Genomic DNA, 20,878 nt, shown 5'->3' with positions numbered 1-20,878 from the left:
CTGTCAGCAAGTTCTTGCTTGATAACGCGCACCGATCGATAGGGCCGTAATCCCTGTCGATCGGGTTTCACCGTCTTTATCCACAGAGTATTTCTTTCATGTTCCCGATGACTCCCATCGCGACGGCGCTTGCCTTGTGTTTTTGCGCAACTGCCCTGGCCGCGCCAGCGGATAACGGCCACACACCTCGAAGTTTGCTGGCGCAGGCCAAGGGTTTGCCGAGCGAATTCGAAGAGCACTTCTTCGATGTACCGTTGGCGGTGCGCGTGGAACTTGATCAACAATTTCTGGGGGAGGCGATGGTCGTGTTGACCCGCGACGACCGCATCACCCTCGTTGACTTCACCGATGTCAGCGACAGCACGATCAAAGCCAGTGAACGCGACACCTGGTCTAGCTATTTGAAGCAAGGCGTGGCGCTGGGCAACTGCGAGGCGAAATGCCCCGAGTCGCTCTTGGCCGTGCACTACAGCCTGGAAAACTCGCTGGTGTCGATCCTCACGGAAAACGCCGAGCGCGACGATCAGGTCCAGCGTTATTACAACCAGCCCGAAGGCGGCAGCACCGGCTTGATCGTGCGCAACCAGTTGAACCTCAACGGCGGGCAAAACCAGGACCTTGGCGGGCGCTATGGTCTTGAAGCCAGCAGCAGCCTCGGCAACTGGACTCAAGCGGTGAACCTGCAACTGTCGCGACTGGGCGGTGTGGATAACCAGACCTATCACGCCGTGCATGAGCTCTATACCCAGCGTGAACTGGAAGGCAGCTTTGTGCGCCTGGGCTATTTCACCCCCACCTCCGAAGGGCTGACTCGCCAGCCGCGTTCCTTCGGCGCGGCTCCCGACACGGCGCTGGGTGTGATGTACGGCAGCTCCGACAGCCTGGCCATCAACCAGCCGACACCGGCGGTCTACCCGATCTACGTCACCGCCAATCGCCAGGGCTCGGTGGAAATCTACCGCGACGGTTTGCTGATCAATACGCAGGCGATGCCCGCAGGCCTGCAAACCCTCGACACGCGGCCGTTGCCCGGCGGTATCTATGAAGTGGAAGTGCGCCTGATCGAAGACGGCCAGATCACCTCCAGCACCCAGGAACTGGTCTACAAGCCGAACAACTGGCGCAACCACGACGAGCAATGGCGCTACAACCTGTTCGCCGGGCGTGAATCCAAATTTCTCAGCAACTGGGACGATCAGAACGACGGCGACATGACGGCCGGTGCCGCCTTCAACTTTCTGCTGCACCCGCGAGTCATCCTCGGCCTGTCGGGTCGACAGGTACGTGACAGCCTGCAATATGGCACCTCGGTCGATTGGGCCGTCGTCAACAATGCCAGCGTCTATGCCAACGTCTACAAGACCGAGGACCACGGCACCGGTTTCGACGTGCAGGGGCTTTACTCCTACGGCAGCGGCAGCATCGTCGCCAGCCACAACCGCAGCTGGCTCGACACCACCCGGCTCTACGACACGCTGCCGGACGGCACGCGAGTGCGGCAACGCAACGTGTTTATCGGCCAGACCAGCAACTCGTCGTTGTCGCTGAACCATCGGCTCACCAGCAAAAGTTCGGTCAATGCCAGGGTGTCCCACAGCGAGGGCAACACCGAAGGCGTTGGCGTGGATCTGGGCTGGAACCAGCGCGGCCGATTGTTCGGCAGTGACGCCAACTGGCGCTTGTCGCTGTTCGACAGGCCGGGCAGTTTCAGCTCGGGCAATGACCGCAATCGTGGCGTCGACCTGAGCGTCAACATCGCCCTGGGCGGGCCGGGCGAACAGATCTCCGGCAGCATCGGCACCCGAACCGATCGCGACGGCGGACGCGATAACAATGCCTCGGTCACCTACCGCAAAGACTTGCAGGATCACCTGCTGCAAAGCGTTTCCGCCACAGCCATCACCGACACCTATGGCATCGGTATGAACGCGATGGCGACGATGCAATCGGAGCGGGTCAACGCTGACGGTTTTATCCAGCGCTCTTCATTCAACAACGACTTCACCGGTGGTTTGAACCTCGACAGCACCGTCGCCGTCGGCGGGCAAAAAATGGTCGTGACCAGCCAGTACCACCGCAACGGTGCCGGCATGATCATCGATGTCGAATCGGACATCGATGACATTGCCCTGCGCGCCGACGATTTGAGCGGTGGCAGCGCGGTGCTCAGACCGGGGCGCAATTTCGTGCCGATCACCGCCTACAAAAGCAGCTCGGTCAGTTTCGATTTCGAGGGCAATCACGTGCCGGCCGCGACCATCCAGCCGGCCCGCTCCAGCTATCACCTGAACAAGGGCGGCGTCGAGTATCGCCAGGTTCGCGTGATGAAAACCCTCACCGTGCTCGGTCGCCTGGTGGACTACCAGGGCAGCCCGCTCAAGGGCCACCACATCATCAACCACGCCAGTCGCGGAGTGAGTGAAGTGGACGGCTTCTTCTCCATGGAAATGAACGCCGGTTCACCGACCCTGGAAGTGCGTCACGGCAACCAGTTGCTGTGCCAGTTCCGGCTCGACCCGAGCCGTGGCCGCACGGAAAACAATGTACTGATGATCGGCGACCTGCGTTGCACGCCGGATACGTTGGCGGACGCAACGACAGAGACGCCGACGGCAGGCTGATGCCCGGCAATACGCACTTTATCTACGAGGTAAATGACGATGAAACGTCGGTTGGCACTGATTGGTTTTTGTTTGTTCACGCAGACGGCACACGCCGGGCCGAGCATCAATATCGGCACGGTTTACGACTACCTGGATGGCGATAAAAGTACCTATTTGAAGCGCGTCTTCAATGGCGGCGACAGCACTGCGTTCGTCAAGGTCAACATCCTGGAAATCCTTTACGACGCCGACGGCAAATCGCAGGAAGTGCCGCTCAAATCCAGTGCCGACGGCAGCGCCCGGGACGGCTTGATGGCCAGCCCGGCCCGGCTGATCGTGCCCGCCAGTGGCATGCAGGGCACGCGACTGCTGTACATGGGCGAGCGTGACCGCGAGCGTTATTTCCGCGTGCGTTTCGTGCCGGTGGTGCCGGAGAAAGAAGACGAGTTCGCGGTCTCTGGCGAAGAGCGTGAGGAATACAAGAAGACCCTGTCCGCCGGGGTCACGGTGCTGGCCGGTTATGGTGCGGTGTTTTTCGTCCGTCCCAAGGACACGCGTTACGCCAGCGTGATCGAGAACGGCGCGACGGATTACCGCATCCGCAACGACGGCAACACCGTGGTGGTGATCGACGAGTTCAAGGATTGCGCGGTCAAGAACGATCAGGACTGTATGCCGACCACCAAGCATCACATCCTCGCGGGCCGCAGTTTTCAGTTCGAGAAACAGGCCGGTCGCGAGTATCGCTTCACACTGGTTGAAGGCGAGAGCAGCAAGAAACTCGATGTGAAGGGCTGATGACCATGTTCAGAAAACTGACGGTTCTGATGGTATCGGCAATGGCCTGCCATTCAGCGTTTGCCGCCCGCGAAGTGCACCACTTCGACGTGTTCGTGACGATTCCGAGCCAGGCGTTCTATGTCATTCCCGCAGACTCAGGCTGGATTCACCGCGAACAGCAGTTGCCGTGGAATCTGGCGACCTCGACCTTGGGCGGCTTGCGCAAGTATTTCGATGTGAAGAATGAAGGCGGCTCCATCGAAGCCCGGCTTGAGGGAAGGCCTTACCTGTCCAACGGGACGCCGGCCCATGACATTGGTTTGCGTGTGCTGTTCAACGGCAAGTTGCTGAGCGAACTGGAGAGTAGCGAGGTGGTGTCGATGAGCGAGGCGGCGCCAGGTAAACGTGTGTTGCTGGAGATCTCGCCGGTGCCGCCGATCGATGGAGTTTATAAGCCCGGCAGCTATTTCGGCAGCGTCAATTTGCTTTTCAATGCGGTGCTGCCTGATGCGTGATGTCAGGGTGAAACAGTCATCGGAGTCGTGCGGGTACCACTGGGGTAAAAAATGAACCGTCTAAAGGAAGCCAATCGAAATGTACGCGGCGTCGGATTGGGGCTATTGCTTACCGTGTGCGGGTCTTCGGCGTGGGCGATAGATGTCTCGATTCAAGCATCGTTCAGACCAGACTCTGCGAACCCTCAGCAGAATAGATTCAAAAATGACACGCCACCCAGTGGATATTGCGCAGACTATCCGGTTCAGTGCAGCGATAACGAGATGTTCAGCTTGCGCGTGCCGATTCAGTTCCACTCCAATGCGCCGATCGAGGCCAATCATGCATCACCTCGCCAGGGTGCGACATTCAAGGTGCCTGCCCAGTGGAGCGAATTGTCCGTGGTCCATGAGGCGACGGGAGAGCCGGAGACGGTCAGGGTCCGAATTGCAGGTTTGGGCTCTACTTATGTTACCGAAGATGTCATCAGCCTTGTGGGCGGAGGGAGTGACTACCGTATCGCCCACAATCAACTGTGGGGCGCCAGTTGGGTGTATGCGCCTGTTCCCTGCCTGTATAGCGGTGTCGGTTATTTCGGCAGTGAATATTACCGTTTTTTCTGGAAAACACCGACAGAGGGGACTTGTTCGAAGCAGGCTCGGTTCGATGTGCCCTGGTTGCGATACGACTATCTGGATTTTGCCTATGAACTGGTTACGCCCAATCCGTTGGGCATGTCTGCGGGTCGCTATACGGGAAACCTGACCTATAGCGTTGGGCCCAACGGCGATTTCGACATGGGCGATGTCATGCAGCCGACCGATTCGGCGCTGACCTTGAATTTCACCCTGGAAGTGCAACACACGCTCAAGGTCGAGATTCCCCCGGGCGGCAATCGCATCGAACTGGTCCCGCAGGGCGGCTGGCAGGCCTGGCTGACGCAGGGGCGCAAGCCGACACGGCTGTTTCGTGATCAGACGTTTAATCTCTCTTCATCGAGTCGTTTCAAAATGAATCTGGGGTGTCAGTACGTCGTTAATGCTGAAACTTGCGCTTTGAAGGATCGTGTCTCCAACCATTACGTTCCGATAAATGTCAGCGTAACCCTGCCCAATGGTCTGGTGGATGCCGCCTCGCAACCGGTCAATCGTCGGCCGTTGCGACGCGACGGCAGTGGCACCGAGCAGTTCCAGCCACGCTTTTATGTCGATCGCAAGCCTGGAACGTTGCACTTCGAAATTGCGCAGGATCAGGTCGGCGAAATGATCAAGCCCGGTGTCGCCCGATCCTACTCAGGCCTTGTCACGGTGATCTGGGATTCGGAAGTGGGTTAAGGCGTGAACCCTGATGCATCACCCGATGCATCAGGGGTTCCCGATTATTGCTCTGCGGCTTTTTGCAGTGCTGTGCGGGTCAGCTTTCTGCTCAGCTCTTTTTCTTCGTAGCCCATGTCGTGAAGCAGTCGGAAGTAGACCTCATCACTCATGTCTTCATCGGTGAGCACCACACTGTCATCGACATCCAGGCGGCGGGCGAGGTCTTGCAGACGTTGTTTGAGTGCGCGTCGTTGCGCAATCTGTTGGTTTCTGGAGCTTGCCCAGGCGTGCTGAGCGTCGCGCAACTCGTCCAGCAAATCACTCTTGGTTTCGTACAGCCGGGCATTGCGCCTGAACTCGTTCGGGTAAGTGTCACGCAAGTATTTCTCCCAGAACGGCTGTTCGAGCATGTCGTTGATCAAACCGTCGCCAGCCTCCATCGACATCACCGTATCGAAGGCGGTGTCGAGGGTTTTGGCGCTCACGCCGGCCAAGGGGCGATACAGCATCGACTCCGATTGCCACGGCAAACCGAGGCGTTGAGCCAGGCCGGTTTCGTAGGCAAGGTAAACCTCCACCTCATCGGGAGTGCCTTCACGGCCGCCGAAATCGGCACGGGCGATGTCATCCACGCGCGCGAGGCGAGCGGCGCCTTTTGCCAGGTTCACCAGTTTGTTTTCGAGGACGGCGTTGGACGTCGACAAGGCATAGGCTTCGGAGGCCAGCACCTTGATGCCCATGTGGTTGAACACTTGGGCCCCGGCATCGGCGCAGGTGGTGGGCGCCTTGGCCATTTCGAACAGTTCATTGCGCAATGGGGTGTCCAGGTCGATGGCCTCGACCATTCGCCAGACCCGGCTGCTGAGTTGTTGGCGCAGTTCTCCGCCGGCCCGGTAATCGGCGGAGAGTGTCTGTTTCTGGATCAAGGCAAAGAAATCTTCGGAGCCAGGCTCGGTCATCAGATCGTGCCAGGCGTCCTCGCGGAAAGTACCCAGCCCTCCGACCTCGGGACTCCACCAGACAGAGTCGTCCTTTGTCGGCCATTGACGCATCGTGTCGGCGGCAGCTTCGGCATAGATCTGATCGGGCGCGAGGCCTACCGAACGTCGATAGGCTTTGAACGTGATCAGGTTGGCCTCCGAAAGTTTCTTTGGAAACAATCGGGTCCGCGCCACGATGAAGGCGTCTTCCGAGCCAGGCACGACCGTCGGAATGACGCTGAGCGGGTTCTCCTGCAAATCCAGGAAAAAGCCACGCGGTCGACGTTTGCTGAACGGCCCAAGCAGGCCATCGGGCCAGGTGGTTGCCCCTGTGTTGCTCAAACTCAGGATTCTCAGTTTGGGCATGCGCCCGACATTCGGAAGCATGCCCAGCCGCGTGTTGTCATCGAGCCTGATGGTTTCCAGGTGAGTCAGGTTTCGCAGTTGCTCGACGGCCGACGGGGTCAACGTGATGTCGTTGTTCATCAGCCGCAACGTCCGCAGGTGGTGCATCTTGCCGATTGTCTCGGGAAGTCGCGTCAACTCGCAGTTGCGGGCACTCAGTTGCCGAAGATGCGGGAAGTCGTTCAACAGGCCGGAGGAGCTTTCGGAAAAGTTTGTACGATCCAGATTCAGGGTGCTGATCTGATCGACGTAATGTTTGATCTCCGGCGGCAGTTCCTTCCACCAGCGTTCAAGGTCGGGCACATCGAACTCTACGGACAGGTCCAATGCATAACCGCCGTCGGCCGTGGTACTGCGCTCACCGAACACGGTGGGTTTTCTTGAGAAACAATCGATGAGCCGCTCGGCAATGTGCAGCCCGCCACCGCGCACGAACCCTTGTCGGTCAGGCCCCCACGTATCGGGTCGCTGGTTTTGCCACCGGTTAAGCAGCTTGCGCAGGTCATATTGCTCTCGGTCAAGCCTCGTCAGCGTCTGACGTCCTTGCTCTGGCGAACCCAGGGATCGAACGAAGGTAGCGACCTCTCGTTCGTTGAAGTGCGGGTACACATCCTGCACCCGTTCGGTGAGCGTGGCGGCAGTGATGGAGAAGCCGGGGCCGCGCAACAGCATCATGTCTTCGTGGTTCGCCATCGGGCGGATCGGCGGGGCGGCGAGTGCGGTGCGGCGTTCAGCCGGAGTATCGGTCTTGGCCATGACCCATTGCTTGAAAAACGTCCCCTGGCCTGGCCGATAGCCCAACTGCACCTGTTTGTTTTTCGGCAACGCCGTGAGCACAGCTTCGAAAAAATCAGCGGCGTCGTGCAGTTTGTGGTTGTCGGCGTCCCAGACTTCGAACCGGTTGGCCTCATCCTTGACCAGCACCCGCACCGTCGTCGCATCGTGTGCCCCCACGCTGCCGCGCAGTGGTCCGGCATCGTTGCCTTCACGCACCTCGATACGCAATTGCGCGAAGGTGTCGGTATGAATCCTGAGCGCATTCAGCACCAGGCTTTCGGTTTGCGCTACCCACTGCGCGCCGTCATGAAAGCCCTCGTACGCATGGTTGGTCCGGGCTTCGAAGGCGGCTTCACGGGCGCGGCTCTTTAGGCTCAACGGCAGGCGTTGCTCCTGGGTCATGCGCGTGAGGTCGGCCGCGTCGGAACTGTTCAGCAGCGTCTGTGCCGCGCGGGTCGGCAGCTCGGGGAATGTCTGGCGAATGAGTCGGACCTGCGGGTCGTCGGACGCGTCTGCACCTTGGTAAAGCTGATTGACGATGTCTGCGTTCAATCGATTGGCTTCGTCCGCCAGTCGATTGCGCAGGGCTTGCACCTGTTCACTTTTGGCGGTTGACCGACCGAGCATCGCTTGTCGCTCTTCTTCGCCGAGGAACTCGACAAGCCTGGGCGCAAACTGTTCGCTCATGAGCTGCGACTGGCTGGTGGACAGTGTCTGCGCCTCGCTCGCCTCGGCATTGCCGTACAGGCGGAAACGCCCGGTCATGTCGGCGTCTTCGTAAACCTTCAGGGCTTTATCCACAGGCCAGCCGTCGAGATAAGTCGCCAGGGGTTCAAACCACCAGGAGGCAGAATCCAGAGGTTGACCGGTTCGAATCCGTTCAATGGCCTCGCGGGTCTGGCGCTGGATTTTCAAGCGTGTGAGGCTGTCGTCCAGCAGCGGTGGCGGGGCCGTGTTGTCGACGTACATGCGGCGCAGCGCCGCGTCGTCGGTGCCGCTGGCGATGCGCAAATTGTCCAGTTCTGCGTCGCTGAAGCCGTCCACGGAATGGCCGAGGCGACGCATCAACGTCGGGCGCTGCCACGCTCGCGGGTTCTCGGCTTCGTGGGTCCAGGCGCCCTGGCCGTTATGTTTCAACCCGGGTAAATAGGCGTTGTCGCGATGCGGGTGCTTGACGCGGTAGTTGCCGGTTTGTGGGTCTTTTTGCACGGCGAAGTGTTTGTCATCCAGCGGCAAAATGTCCTGGCCTTCGTGGGCATGAAGTCCCAATGCGTCAGGTTTGGCTTCAGCGGGTAGTTTTACATCCGGCCTCTCATAAGGCTTGAGATCGGGATGCCACAGTCGAGGTTCGCCATTGGGCAGACTCACCGGTTTCATGCCTTCGATCAGCGGCGAAAGCTTCAGGCGCGCAACGTTGCCGATCTTCACCCCGGCGGCGAATGCCACCAACTGAATGACGTCAGTCACCACGCCGGTGATGTGTTCGGCAGCTTCAGTCCACAGCCCCAGGGTCATATCGACGATGCCTTCGATGACGTCACTGGCCATCTGATACGCCGTGTAGACCATCATCAATTCACCCAGCCCCGGAACGAACGGCGTGACGACCATCAGCGCGACGTTGAAGATGTCCGAGACTATTTTCTTGAAATTTTCCCACCAGGCCCATCGGGCATTGCTATCGCTATCGGCGGTGGACACGGCAATGTGTCGAGCGTCGTTCAGCACCTTGTTGAGCTTCAGCTGGAAGAGGTATTCCCAGAGTTCACCTTGGATCGGTGCCGCCTTGAAATGCAGATTGGGGTTGTCGACCGGCACCTCCCGCCAGCTCGGTCCCTGCTCCAGCGGCGCTTTCTGATGCCATTTCACCTCGAACAGACGCTGCTGCAGCCCGCCGAAAAAATGCCCGCGCTCCGATTGATCGACGAACCGACTGAAGTACTGCTGGTAGGTCATGCCGGTGGATGAAACGACGTTGTTGTCGCGCAGCTGGCGCGTCAGTTCATTCATGAACGCGACGGTCGAGGGGTACTCTTTCAGTGGGTGCTCAGGGTCCTGCGGGACGTAAACAATCACCGGCGTCACCTCACGGATGTGTTGTTCCGGCCAGGGTGTGATCAACACGATTGCGCTCAGCGGGCTGTCGAGAATCGACAGTTCGGCAAATTGCATCACCCGGCCTTTACGGGTGAGGTTGCGCTGGCCATCGAGCATTTTCAGGATCAGGTCACTGGCCTCGGCGTCGATGTCGCCCTTCAGAGCCGCCAATTGGACGGCGGCTTTGAACGCGGCTTTCTCGCTCTCGACGATTTTGAGTTTCAAAAAACCTTGGGCGAGGCCGTCAGTGGGCAGCAACTGTTCTTCGAGGTATTTCGTGTAGCGCGCGCCGATGTCCAGTTCGCGGCAGAGGTTCTGGAACTGGGCAATGGACATTTTGCGTTTGATCGGCAGGACGTCGAAGTGCCCGCGTGCGTCGGGCTGGCTGATGAAGACCGAGTCCGGTTCGCAGGTTTCGTGACGTGCGAAGTTGTGCAGGGCGGCGTCCAGCAATGAGACGGTTCGGGTAACAACACCACCGGAGACGTCGAAGACATACCACGGGCGTGCTTTGGGTAAGTACAGATGCAGGAACGTGCGGGTGACATCGACATCGACATTGAATTTTTTTTGCAGTGCGTCGGTGAGTAACGGTTCGGCGAACGTGTAAACGTCCTGCACTTCATCCATGAACCGGTCGACTGCGTTCTGCGTGGACCAGAGTTCAAGATTGGCTTCTTGTAACGGCGCATGGTCGAAGTCTGTGACGCTCCGGACCCAATGTCCTGAAGCCGTTTGTGTGAGGCTCAGTTCCTGAGCCCGTCGCACTGAAGCGCCTTTGAAAACGGGGTGGATACGGTTCTTGATGAACGCGTAATGGTGACCTTTATGGTCGTCGGCCACGGGTGACGGTAGCGCTGATATACGTCCGTGTAAGTCAGTCATGCTTTCAATAAACCTTGAACATTAAGTGGAGTGACCAGCCTAACGCCCGAGGTTCAAAGTAAAAGTCTGAATTCCCGCTGCTTGAAAAGCGTTCTTCCCGGCAAAGCATTGGAATTTTCAATGCCGAAAATAATTATTTACCGCCATCGTTTTTCAGCGTCGTGCGACCTCCACGGGCAGGCATTGCGTATGCGTGCCCGGTTGCAGATACGGCGTGAGAATCGGTGCCATGCCCTTGAGCACTTGCACCGGCAAGGCCGAGGTGAACTTGAAGGCTTCGGCCGTGCGACCGGGTACGAATGCGGTCAATGTACCGAAGTGGCTATCACCGATGTAAAACACAAAGGTGGCCGTGCGGTTGATCGACTTCGAACTCAAGATTCGCCCACCGGAACCAATGGCTTCGATGCGGTTGTCACCGGTCCCGGTCTTGCCGCCCATGGCCAGCGGCTTGCCATCGGGGGTGATGAAACTGCCGGAAACACGTTTGGCCGTACCCGCGTCCACCACGTGCGACAAGGCCTCGCGCATGGCCGTGGCCACTTCGGACGGCATCACCCGTTTACCCACATCCGGGTCGTTGATCAGCTTGGTTTCATAGGGCGTATTCGCCGCGAAATGCAGGCTGTCGATGCGCAGCGTCGGCATGCGCACGCCGTCGTTGAGGATGGTGCCGATCAGCTCCGCCAATGCGGCAGGTCGGTCGCCGGAACTGCCGATGGCGGTGGCCAGCGAGGGCACCAGGTGATCGAACGGATAGCCGACTTTCTGCCAGCGCGCGTGAATGTCGAGGAACGCCTCGATCTCCAGCATGGTGCGGATGCGGCCATCACGGGCACCCTTATGTTTGCTTTTGAATAGCCAGCTATAGACTTCCTGGCGTTCAAACTGACTGGCCTTGACGATTTCGCTCCATTTGGCGTCAGGATGATTCAACAAATAACCGATCAGCCACAATTCCAGCGGGTGAACCTTGGCGATGAAGCCCTGGTCCGGCAAATCGTAGATGCCGGGGCTGTAATTTTCGTAAAGCCGTTGCAGGCGTTCGTCCGTGAGTTTCTCGGTGAGCTTGGCGCCTGAGAGGTGCGAGCGCACGAAGGTGTTGAAGCTCTCCTGACTGGCTTGCGGCAACAGGTAGCGATGCACCGCAGCCATGCGAATCGGGGTCGGGCGCATGCTGTCGAGGAAGGTTTCGAGCCGTGCCTGGGTGTCCTTGTTTTTGTAGCGCTTCCAGAACTTCAGCAGGAACGAAGTGCCCTCGCGGTCGGCGAACTCGGCCAGGTATTCCTGGCGCCGAGGATCGCGGTCGTCCCCGAGCAGAGCAGCGCTGTTGTTCGGGCCGGAGTAGGTGGTGTAGCGCACCAGATCACGCATCAGCCGAATGAACGGCAGGTTGATCGATTCGCGCAGGGCATCGCGCAAGGTCGGTATGCGACCGTTGTCTTCCTTGCGGAAGTTGACGAAGGTATGCAGCCCGCCGCCGGTAAAAAAGGCTTCGCCGGGGCTGGCCGAGTATTTGCGGTCCAGCGCGGCGCTGAGCATGGCCGACAGGTTGTGGTCCTTGTTCTCGATCAGGTAATCGACGGCCCAGCGGCTCAGGCGATCCTGATCCGGGACGTCGACTTTCTTCAGTTCCGGGACGGTCATTTCGGCGTACTTGTCGTGCAGCTCGGCAATGATTTGCAGATAAGTCGTCAGCACCCGCATTTTCGCGGTGGAGCCCAATTCCAGTTTGCTGCCTTCGTTGATATCGAATGGCTGATCGGTGCTGTCGGTCTGCACGCGCACCCGCGAACCGTCTGGGGTCAGTTCGAACAGCGTGAAGCTGTAGCGCACTTGCGTGGTGCTGGTGGGCGTGAGCAGGCGTTCGCCCATCAAACCGATCTGCGTTGCAAACGCCGGGTCGGCCAAGTGCTTGAGGTACTCGGTGACCTGGGTTTGCAGTTCACCTTGCAGGGTGCTGGTGGCGGAGAGATCGAGGCGGTCGAGGTCGTACAGCGGACGATTGAGCAACCCGCCCAGGCGACTGCGCGCCACGCTGATGCCTTTGTTGGTTTCGATCGGTTGAATGGTCGGCTGGGTCTGCCAGTCGCGATAGGTCACTTTGCTGGCCAATGCGGCGGCGGCGAACGGAGCGTCGATCACAAAGTTTTGCGCCAACAGGCGAATGTGGCTGTCGGTGAGGTCGGCCAGCTCATCGCGGCCCTTGGTCAGGTAGTGGGAAGGGCGGCGCTGGGCAATCATCAACGACAGCATTTCACGCAGGGCCAGGCCTTTTTCCGCCATGGCCTTTGGATCCGTGTCGGTACTGGCCAGCCGTTCGTTGGCCTTGTTGAAATCGGCTCCGTACCAGACACGCAAACCTTCGGCCATGCCGTGTACTTCCCCGTGGCCGGGCACGGCGGACAGGGGCACGCTGTTGAGGTAATCACGCACCACGTTCTGGCGCGCCGCAAGCGTTTCCGGCCCGGCCTGATAGGCGCGCACGCTGGCGGAAATCATCTGGCGGATTTTTTCCCCGCCGGACACGGTCAAGCCGTCGGGCGAGTGTCGATACTTCTCGAGTTGCGTTGCAAGGGTACTGCCGCCCGCCGATTGGCCAGGCATGTGCAGCATTTTGGCGACCTGCGACCACGCCGCCATGCCGAAGCGTGGCCAATCCACGGCGGGGTTGGCCCGGGGCTGACGAGGGTCGAGCAGGAAGCGGTTTTCGATGAACAGCAAACTGCTGACCACCACCGGCGGAATCGCGTCAAAGCTTGAATAGAGCTGCTGCGGGTATTTGTACTGATAAAGCGGCGCCGCATGGCAATCGGTGATCGACAATCCTGCCTGGATCTTTTCCGCATAGGGCACGAAAAAGCCTTTGTCGGTGTAGTCCATCAACGGTTGGGAAAAGCGGGTCTGTGCCGCAACGACGTAGTCGCGCTTGATCAGGCGCGGCAGGAATTCACCCAGAGAGCTGTAGCCCAGACGCAAGTCAAAAGGGCCGGCCCCTGGATAGCGAATGGAGTCGCTTGGGCCTGGCTTCAGTTCGTAACTCAGGGTAGCGGCATATTTGCTGGCTTCCCGGGATTGAAACTTCGAGGTACGCATTTCCCTGGCAGCGGCCAACCCCAGAGCAATCAGGATAATCAACACCAGCAACCAAAACGCCTTCCACCCGTGTTTGGTACGACTACGACGGGGTTTTTCGGGGATAGGCGCTTCATCCACACGTTCAGTCGGGACCACAGTTTTACTCGTATCGGTTTGCCATAACGCGCCCATAGTCGACTGATCCATTCACGCAGATTGATCGGACTTGTTTGAAGCTTAGACGGTGGATGCTGCCGGTGAAAAAATTGTGAACACCCGGATATCGAATATTCACCCTGACGGGGAGTGAGCGAATGTTCTTTTTGCAGGGGGCTGGCTTGTTGGCGATGGCGGTTTCACGGGCGCCATCGCCAGCAAGCCGGCTCCTACAGGGTTGTGGTGAGCCCGATGTTTTGGACTGTGTCCCCGATCCGTAGGAGCCGGCTTGCTGGCGATGGCGATTTCACGGACGCCATCGCCGGCAAGCTGGCTCCTACAGGATTGTGGTGAGCCCGATGTTTTGGACTGTGTCCCCGATCCGTAGGAGCCGGCTTGCCGGCGATGGCGATTTGATGGGCGCCATCGCCGGCAAGCTGGCTCCTACAGGGTTGTGGTGAGCCCGATGTTTTGGACTGTGTCCCCGATCCGTAGGAGCCAGCTTGCTGGCGATGGCGATTTCACGGAAGCCATCGCCGGCAAGCTGGCTCCTACAGGAGTGCCGTACTAGAGCCATCGCCACGTAAATGCTGCCTAGGTAGGGGCATGACGATGCACCAATGCTGTGCAATACTCCGCGCCGCTTTAGCGGTAAAAATTCCTACAAAAAGTCAGGTAATGCACCTACAGAAGCCACGCTTTTGCCGAGATTTCTCGCTGAATATTGTGGGTTGTAGAGTGAAATATCCTGCAGGAAGCTTTTTAGACTGCACGCCCCGCTGATCTTGAAGGGTTTTGCCCTGCAGGACGGTTCTGCCCACGAAGCAGGTCCGGTTTCAGGCAAGCAATGGCTTATCGGTCAGCGCTTCGACACTCGGTGGTCATATCCAATAACAAGACGAGGTTGTACCCCTATGCCAGTCGGCAATCACCTGCCCCACGGCGAGACCGCTCAGGGCGGCCCGCTTAAACGCGAACTCGGCGAACGGCATATTCGCTTGATGGCACTCGGTGCCTGTATCGGTGTCGGTCTGTTTCTCGGTTCGGCCAAGGCCATTGAAATGGCTGGCCCGGCCATCATGCTGTCCTACATCATCGGCGGTCTGGCGATCCTGGTGATCATGCGCGCCCTCGGCGAAATGGCTGTGCACAACCCGGTCGCCGGCTCCTTCAGCCGTTATGCCCAAGACTATCTTGGCCCGTTGGCGGGCTTCCTGACTGGCTGGAACTATTGGTTCCTGTGGCTGGTGACCTGTGTCGCGGAAATTACCGCAGTGGCGGTGTACATGGGCGTCTGGTTTCCCGAGGTCCCGCGCTGGATCTGGGCACTTGCCGCGTTGGTCAGCATGGGCTCGATCAACCTGATCGCCGTAAAAGCCTTCGGTGAATTCGAATTCTGGTTCGCCCTGATCAAGATCGTCACGATCATTGCGATGGTGATCGGCGGCGTCGGTGTGATCGCGTTCGGTTTCGGCAACGACGGCGTGGCGTTGGGGATTTCCAATCTCTGGGCTCACGGCGGCTTCATGCCGAACGGCGTGCAAGGCGTGTTGATGTCCCTGCAAATGGTGATGTTCGCCTACCTCGGCGTCGAGATGATCGGCCTGACCGCCGGTGAAGCGAAGAACCCGCAGAAGACCATTCCCAACGCGATCGGCTCGGTGTTCTGGCGGATTCTGCTGTTCTACGTCGGCGCGCTGTTTGTGATTCTGTCGATCTACCCGTGGAATGAAATCGGCACCCAGGGCAGTCCGTTCGTGATGACCTTTGAGCGTCTGGGCATCAAGACCGCGGCTGGCATCATCAACTTCGTGGTGATCACTGCTGCACTGTCGTCCTGCAATGGCGGCATTTTCAGTACGGGGCGCATGCTCTACAGCCTGGCGCAGAATGGCCAGGCTCCGGCCGGTTTTGCCAAGACGTCGAACAACGGGGTGCCGCGTCGTGCGCTGCTGTTGTCGATTTTCGCCTTGTTGCTGGGGGTGCTGCTCAATTACCTGGTGCCGGAAAAGGTCTTCGTTTGGGTGACGGCGATTGCTACTTTCGGCGCGATCTGGACCTGGGTGATGATCCTGCTGGCTCAGCTCAAGTTTCGTAGAGGCCTGAGCGCCAGCGAACGGGCCGGGTTGAAATACAAGATGTGGTTGTACCCGGTGAGTTCGTATCTGGCACTGGCGTTTTTGGTGTTGGTGGTTGGGTTGATGGCGTACTTTCCGGACACTCGGGTGGCGCTGTATGTGGGGCCGGCGTTTCTGGTGCTGCTGACGGTTTTGTTTTATGTGTTCAAGTTGCAGCCGACTGGTGTTGCGGTGCGCTCGGCGGCCTAGGGATTGGATGGGGGGCATATCCGTTGCTGTGGTCACGGCGACTATCGGTTCCGCCCTTACGGCGGGTTACTTGGAAAAGCGCCAAGTAACCAAGCGCCCGCGCCCCTGACGTACGGTGGCTCGCTAATGCTCGCCATGCCCTCGCTCCGGTCCTGCTCCGTGGGCCCGCCGCCATCGGCCATCCATGGCCGGGGGCGGCTAACCCGGCATCCATGCCGGGTTGCCCACTGCGCAGAACCTCCACTCGGCCTCCCGACGGGGCAGATCAAAATCAAAAGCCAAAGCAAAGCAAAGCAAAAACGAGGCGGCCTGCCAGCCGACCTGTCTCTATGATCGTACGCATTCCCCTGTAGGAGCCGGCTTGCTGGCGATGGACGTCAACGATAACGCGGGCTGTCTGAATGAACGCGTTGTCCGGACGTTTTTCGCCGGCAAGCCGGCTCCTACAGGAAATCGCGTGCGCTTCTGATTTTCACCACTCATCAGGCCGAGCGTTAGCTCGCCTTCAGCTTTTGATCTGAGCGCCCCCTCGAGAGGCCGAGCGCAGGTTCTGCGTAGTGGGCAACCCGGCATGGATGCCGGGTTAGCCGCCCCCGGCCAGGGATGGCCGATGGCGGCGGGCCCACGGAGCAGGACCGGAGCGAGGGCATGCCGAGCCTAGGCGAGGCACCGAACGAAAGGGGCAAGAGCGCTTGGTTACTTGCCGCTTTTGCAAGTGACTCGCCGTAAGGGCGAAACCATTAGCGGCCGTTACCGCAGGAATGGATATGTACGCCTGAAAGAAAATGGTCGCCGGATAGACCGCTATCGCCGACAAACCAGCCCCTACAGAGAGATCCGTTCAGCTGCCGAACGCTGCGACCTGTTGACCGGCTGGTTCAACCGTTTATTAAACTCCAACCAGGCCCCCAACAACGCCATCAACCCCGCACCCACCAAGGCGGTGAATATCTGCATGGCAAACGCGTCGTCGGTCATGGCATTGACCATGTCCGCCAACGGCGCCAACAACACGCCGAGGCAAAAGATTTCCAGCGAATAACGCCCCATGCGACAACTTTGCTGCGCCAGCCAGTTTTGCGTCCAACCAGTATCGGGCAACAGCTTCGCCGTGACATACGCCAGCGCCAGAAAGTGCAGCAACCGCACCGGCGACAAGTCAGTCTTGCTGATCGGGTACAACAGGTTGCTCAGCCACGCAGGCATCAGCGCATCATGAATTTCCGGCCACCGCCAGGAAACGGTCAGCACGCCGGTAACCACCACATACACCACGGCACTGACAAACAACGGCCGGTGCAGCAACGGGCGCGCGTCAGGTAATCGGGGGCGCTGCCCGTAAGTCGCCGCCGCGCCGCCCAGCACAAACAACAGTTGCCAGACCACGGGGTTGAAGTACCACACGCCATCCTTGATGGCCGCCAGGTTCCAGCCGAACCACGGCGCCAGCAGGTACACGGTCAACGACACGGCCACCACCGCCCATGGTTTGCGCACCAGCATCGGCAGCGCCAGCGGCAAGCCGGCCAGCAGCACGATGTACAGCGGCAGCGGGTCCATGAGGTTCGGCTTGAAGCGCAGCAGCAGTTCATCGACCAGGGCTTGCTGCGGGTTGGTGATGAAGTGGTGCATGCCCATTTCCTCCACCAGATCCCTCGTTTCCACGTGGCTGTTGGCGAAGAACACGATGCCCATCAGCATCGCCAGCAAGAAAATATGCACCACGTAGAGCACCCAGGCGCGGCGCAGAATCTTCACGCAAGCAATCAGATAACCGTCCCGTCGGAAGATTTTCCCGTAGGCCAGGACCGCCGCATAACCGGCGAGAAACACGAAAATTTCCGCGGCATCGCTGAAACCGAAGTTACGCGGGGTGATTTGACCGAGGGGGTTGTGAGGCACGTGATCCCAGAAGATGAAGATCAGCGCCAGGCCTCGAAAAAAGTCGATTCGGTGATCGCGTTCAAACGTCATGACAGCGGGCTCGTGAACGGGTGTTGAATAAGGAGTGGTCAGCGCGGCAAAAGGTGCGCGCCGCGCATCGGCGGCGCGCAGGGTGGCGCGATTCGACGACAATTGCAAAAAACACGCTATTACTGAATGTCTCAGATGTGACTGGCTGAAAGAAACCATCCACTGGTCTGCCCGCGCGATGGCGCGCCCGAATAATGGTGCATGGCAGCTGTCGAATCTTTACCGAGCATGGTTCAGGAGCGTGAAACGTGAAGGTTTCGCTGATCGTTCCGGTCTTCAACGAAGAGCAAGCGATCAGCCTGTTTTATCAGGCCGTGCAGCGCGAGTTGAGGCTGGGCGGCGACGAGATCGAGATCGTATTCATCAACGATGGCAGCTCGGACCGGACGGCCGAGCAGGTCAAGGCCCTGGCGCAGGTCGACGAGCATGTGTTGTTGATCAACTTTTCGCGCAACTTCGGCAAGGAACCGGCGTTGTTCGCCGGCCTGGAATACGCTTCTGGCGATGCGGTGATCCCCATGGACGTCGACTTGCAGGACCCGATCAGCGTCATTCCACTGTTGATTGACGAGTGGCAAAAGGGCGCGGACGTGGTGCTCGCCAAACGCCGCAACCGGGCCACCGACGGTTACCTCAAACGCCACAGCGCGGCGCTGTTCTACCACGTGCTGAACCGTATCGCGTACACCCGGATCGAAGAAAACGTCGGTGATTTCCGCTTGATGGATCGCAAGGTAGTCAACGTGATCCGCGCACTGCCCGAGCATCAATTGTTCATGAAAGGCGTGTTGTCGTGGGCCGGGTTCACCACCGCGGTGGTGGAGTACGAACGCGCCGGGCGCGTGGCCGGCAGCAGCAAGTTCAATGGCTGGAAATTGTGGAACCTGGCGCTTGAAGGGGTGACGTCGTTCAGCACCGTGCCGCTGCGTTTGTGGACGTACGTCGGCGGCGGCATTTCGATTTTCGCGGTGCTTTACGCGGTGTACATGGTGCTGGACAAGATTTTCTTCGGCAACAGCGTACCCGGTTACCCATCGTTGATGACCGCCATTCTGTTTCTTGGCGGTGTGCAGTTGATTGGTATCGGCATCCTCGGTGAGTACGTCGGCCGGATCTACATCGAGGCCAAGCACCGGCCGCGCTACGTGGTCAAAGACATCGTCGGCGGCAAAGACCGGCTCGGGCTTTAGCATGGGCCGATTTCGCGATGTGCTCGGCAAGGAACTCGGCGGCCGACAGGTCTGGCTGTTTTTTCTGCTCGCGACGTTGCTGTATGTACTGCCGCTGATCCTCGCGGACTACCCGTACATCGATGACAACTGGCGATCCCTGTCGGCGGGCATGGCCTGGGCGGAGCAGGGGCGCCTGTTTACCCAGCTGTTCTACAACCTGCTCACCTTCGGCAGCGCGGCGCCGAACATCTTTCCATTACCGCTATTGATCGCCACGCTGGCCATGGCCTCGGCACTGACCCGGCTGACGTTTCATTACTTTGCGCAACCGACGCTCGCTTGTTGCCTGGTGCCGTTGCCCCTCTGGTACAACCCGTTTTTTCTGCAGAACCTGTCTTATCAATATGACGGTCCCGCCATGGCCCTGAGCCTGGTGGCGGTGATCTACGCGATCACCTTTCGTCATCCTTCGCGCAGCCTGCAATGGCTGGTGCCTTCGCTCCTGATTGCACTTGCGCTGGGGCTTTATCAGATCAGTCTCAATGTGTTTGTGGGATTGTGCTGCCTGGAACTGCTGCGCGGCGTAAATGACCGATGGGCCTGGCCACAGGTGTGCAGGCTGATCGGCTGGAAACTGGCGCAGGTCACCATGGGCTGGTTGATGTATTGCGTCAGCGCCGTGGTGTTCATGGCGCAAGATCGCGCGCTGCTGTTGAACTGGACCGCCGCGCCGCTGCTGCAACTGCAGATCAACGTCGGCAGAGTGCTGGAAAAAGTCGTGCTGCTGTTTCATGGCGGATTGGTCTGGGTGTTCGCCGCGCTGTTGCTGTGTGCCATCGTCGGTGCTGTGCAGTTGGGGCTGAGGGTGTGGAAGCGTCAGGACAGCGGGCCGAAGAAAGCGTTGATCGGCCTGTTGTGTCTGCTGACCTTGCCGGTCGTGACGCTGCTGGTGTCCGGCGTCGCGCTGTTTTTCCGCGACTTCAACGAGGGCGCTCGAACTCTGATGGGCTTCGCGGTTTTATTGATGCTGTTGTTCTACTTGAGCCATCTGGCGCTGGCGCAACTCCATGAACGACTGACGCTGTTGCTGGCGGTGCCACTGCTGGCGATGCTGTCGTTGTCGTTTGCCTACGGTCGGGTGCTGACGGTACAGAAAGCCTTCAGCACCAGCGCGCTGTTCAGCCTTGAGCACGACATTTCGACGCATCGGGAATTACGCGAGGCCAAGCGGATTTACATGTCGGTGACGTATTCCGATCACTGGCTGTCGGGGGCCGCAGGTTCGTTCAAGCAGATGCCGGTGTTGCACTATCTGCTGAACATCGACTTTTTCATGCTGGCCGAGAATCTGCCGAAGCTCGGCATCACCAACGTGGTCGCGGAGAAGGAGCGCCGCAATGCGACACGGGTGGGTTATCTGGGGTATCCGCCGTTGCTGGAGCGCCCGTACTACCGGATTTACCTGCTGGGGGACTACGGTTTTATCGTCATGAAAGAACCGGCCCCGATCAAGGCGCTTCGCTGGTGACGACGGGCCTCAGAACGCATCCATCAGCACGATAATGCAATCCCGGGCCTGGAAACGGTTGATCTGCGGCACCAACCGCCGAAAGTGCTCAGACTGGCAATGAGCATCCAGCGCCGCCTGATTCGGCCATTGTTCGACGAAGATAAAGTGGCCGGGGTCTTTTTGATCGATGAACAGGTCGTAAGCGATGCAATCGGGCTCCAGTCGAGTCTTCTCGACCAGTTCGGTGTACCACGGGCGAACCGTTTCAATGTATTCGGGTTTGATGAAATCCTGAGCGATTACTTTCAGCAAAATGTTCTTCC

Annotated in this window: 11 protein-coding genes; 7 read left to right on the top strand and 4 right to left on the bottom strand. The window is 59.1% G+C overall.

Going from position 1 to position 20,878, the window contains the following annotated elements; genetic code table 11:
* Positions 1 to 98 precede the first annotated feature (98 nt).
* The 4 genes from ACM6IO_RS22125 to ACM6IO_RS22110 are packed head-to-tail and all read left to right on the top strand — an operon-like array spanning position 99 to position 5,212.
* Positions 99 to 2,621, top strand: coding sequence for a CS1-pili formation C-terminal domain-containing protein (locus ACM6IO_RS22125; protein WP_414912234.1), 2,523 nt, complete (start codon positions 99 to 101; stop codon positions 2,619 to 2,621).
* Positions 2,622 to 2,660: 39 nt separating this feature from the next.
* Complete coding sequence (locus tag ACM6IO_RS22120) at positions 2,661 to 3,401, top strand: molecular chaperone (RefSeq protein WP_253404871.1); 741 nt, start codon at positions 2,661 to 2,663, stop codon at positions 3,399 to 3,401.
* A 5-nt stretch (positions 3,402 to 3,406) separates the two neighbouring features.
* The gene (locus ACM6IO_RS22115; protein WP_192228548.1) at positions 3,407 to 3,898 is read left to right on the top strand and encodes a CS1 type fimbrial major subunit; all 492 of its coding nucleotides are present in this window, start codon (positions 3,407 to 3,409) and stop codon (positions 3,896 to 3,898) included.
* Positions 3,899 to 3,949: 51 nt separating this feature from the next.
* A complete protein-coding gene (locus ACM6IO_RS22110; RefSeq protein ID WP_414912233.1) occupies positions 3,950 to 5,212 on the top strand; it encodes a hypothetical protein in 1,263 nt (420 codons plus the stop codon).
* Between the two features lie 44 nt (positions 5,213 to 5,256).
* Here the strand turns inward: ACM6IO_RS22110 and ACM6IO_RS22105 are convergent, their stop codons facing one another.
* On the bottom strand, positions 5,257 to 10,083 hold the full coding sequence (locus ACM6IO_RS22105) for an NEL-type E3 ubiquitin ligase domain-containing protein (protein ID WP_414912232.1): 4,827 nt from the start codon (positions 10,081 to 10,083) through the stop codon (positions 5,257 to 5,259).
* A gap of 408 nt (positions 10,084 to 10,491) precedes the next feature.
* On the bottom strand, positions 10,492 to 13,608 hold the full coding sequence (locus tag ACM6IO_RS22100) for a transglycosylase domain-containing protein (protein WP_008043448.1): 3,117 nt from the start codon (positions 13,606 to 13,608) through the stop codon (positions 10,492 to 10,494).
* A gap of 878 nt (positions 13,609 to 14,486) precedes the next feature.
* On the opposite strand from ACM6IO_RS22100, the gene ACM6IO_RS22095 reads away from it, so the two are divergent.
* A complete protein-coding gene (locus ACM6IO_RS22095) occupies positions 14,487 to 15,899 on the top strand; it encodes an amino acid permease (RefSeq protein WP_280162139.1) in 1,413 nt (470 codons plus the stop codon).
* An 825-nt stretch (positions 15,900 to 16,724) separates the two neighbouring features.
* Here the strand turns inward: ACM6IO_RS22095 and ACM6IO_RS22090 are convergent.
* Positions 16,725 to 17,873: an OpgC family protein gene (locus tag ACM6IO_RS22090; RefSeq protein WP_414912231.1), complete on the bottom strand. Its 1,149-nt coding sequence runs from the start codon at positions 17,871 to 17,873 to the stop codon at positions 16,725 to 16,727.
* A 248-nt stretch (positions 17,874 to 18,121) separates the two neighbouring features.
* On the opposite strand from ACM6IO_RS22090, the gene ACM6IO_RS22085 reads away from it, so the two are divergent.
* Both ACM6IO_RS22085 and ACM6IO_RS22080 read left to right on the top strand, forming a co-directional pair.
* Complete coding sequence (locus ACM6IO_RS22085; protein ID WP_223480173.1) at positions 18,122 to 19,063, top strand: glycosyltransferase family 2 protein; 942 nt, start codon at positions 18,122 to 18,124, stop codon at positions 19,061 to 19,063.
* 1 nt (position 19,064) lies between these two features.
* On the top strand, positions 19,065 to 20,573 hold the full coding sequence (locus ACM6IO_RS22080; protein ID WP_414912230.1) for a glucosyltransferase domain-containing protein: 1,509 nt from the start codon (positions 19,065 to 19,067) through the stop codon (positions 20,571 to 20,573).
* A 9-nt stretch (positions 20,574 to 20,582) separates the two neighbouring features.
* On the opposite strand, the gene ACM6IO_RS22075 is transcribed toward ACM6IO_RS22080, so the two are convergent.
* A complete protein-coding gene (locus ACM6IO_RS22075) occupies positions 20,583 to 20,867 on the bottom strand; it encodes a putative quinol monooxygenase (RefSeq protein ID WP_192228554.1) in 285 nt (94 codons plus the stop codon).
* Positions 20,868 to 20,878: the final 11 nt, after the last annotated feature.

It is taken from the genome of Pseudomonas sp. IT-P44 (assembly GCF_949768225.1).
Lineage (GTDB): Bacteria > Pseudomonadota > Gammaproteobacteria > Pseudomonadales > Pseudomonadaceae > Aquipseudomonas > Aquipseudomonas migulae.
The sequence above is the reverse complement of the archived record's forward strand: the minus strand, read 5'-3'. Positions and strand labels throughout refer to the sequence as shown.

Coding starts and splice junctions, on each gene's coding strand:
- ACM6IO_RS22125 (WP_414912234.1), top strand. CDS start 99: ATGTTCCCGATGACTCCCATCGCGACGGCGCTTGCCTTGTGTTTTTGC.
- ACM6IO_RS22120 (WP_253404871.1), top strand. CDS start 2,661: ATGAAACGTCGGTTGGCACTGATTGGTTTTTGTTTGTTCACGCAGACG.
- ACM6IO_RS22115 (WP_192228548.1), top strand. CDS start 3,407: ATGTTCAGAAAACTGACGGTTCTGATGGTATCGGCAATGGCCTGCCAT.
- ACM6IO_RS22110 (WP_414912233.1), top strand. CDS start 3,950: ATGAACCGTCTAAAGGAAGCCAATCGAAATGTACGCGGCGTCGGATTG.
- ACM6IO_RS22105 (WP_414912232.1), bottom strand. CDS start 10,083: ATGGATGAAGTGCAGGACGTTTACACGTTCGCCGAACCGTTACTCACC.
- ACM6IO_RS22100 (WP_008043448.1), bottom strand. CDS start 13,608: ATGGGCGCGTTATGGCAAACCGATACGAGTAAAACTGTGGTCCCGACT.
- ACM6IO_RS22095 (WP_280162139.1), top strand. CDS start 14,487: ATGCCAGTCGGCAATCACCTGCCCCACGGCGAGACCGCTCAGGGCGGC.
- ACM6IO_RS22090 (WP_414912231.1), bottom strand. CDS start 17,873: ATGACGTTTGAACGCGATCACCGAATCGACTTTTTTCGAGGCCTGGCG.
- ACM6IO_RS22080 (WP_414912230.1), top strand. CDS start 19,065: ATGGGCCGATTTCGCGATGTGCTCGGCAAGGAACTCGGCGGCCGACAG.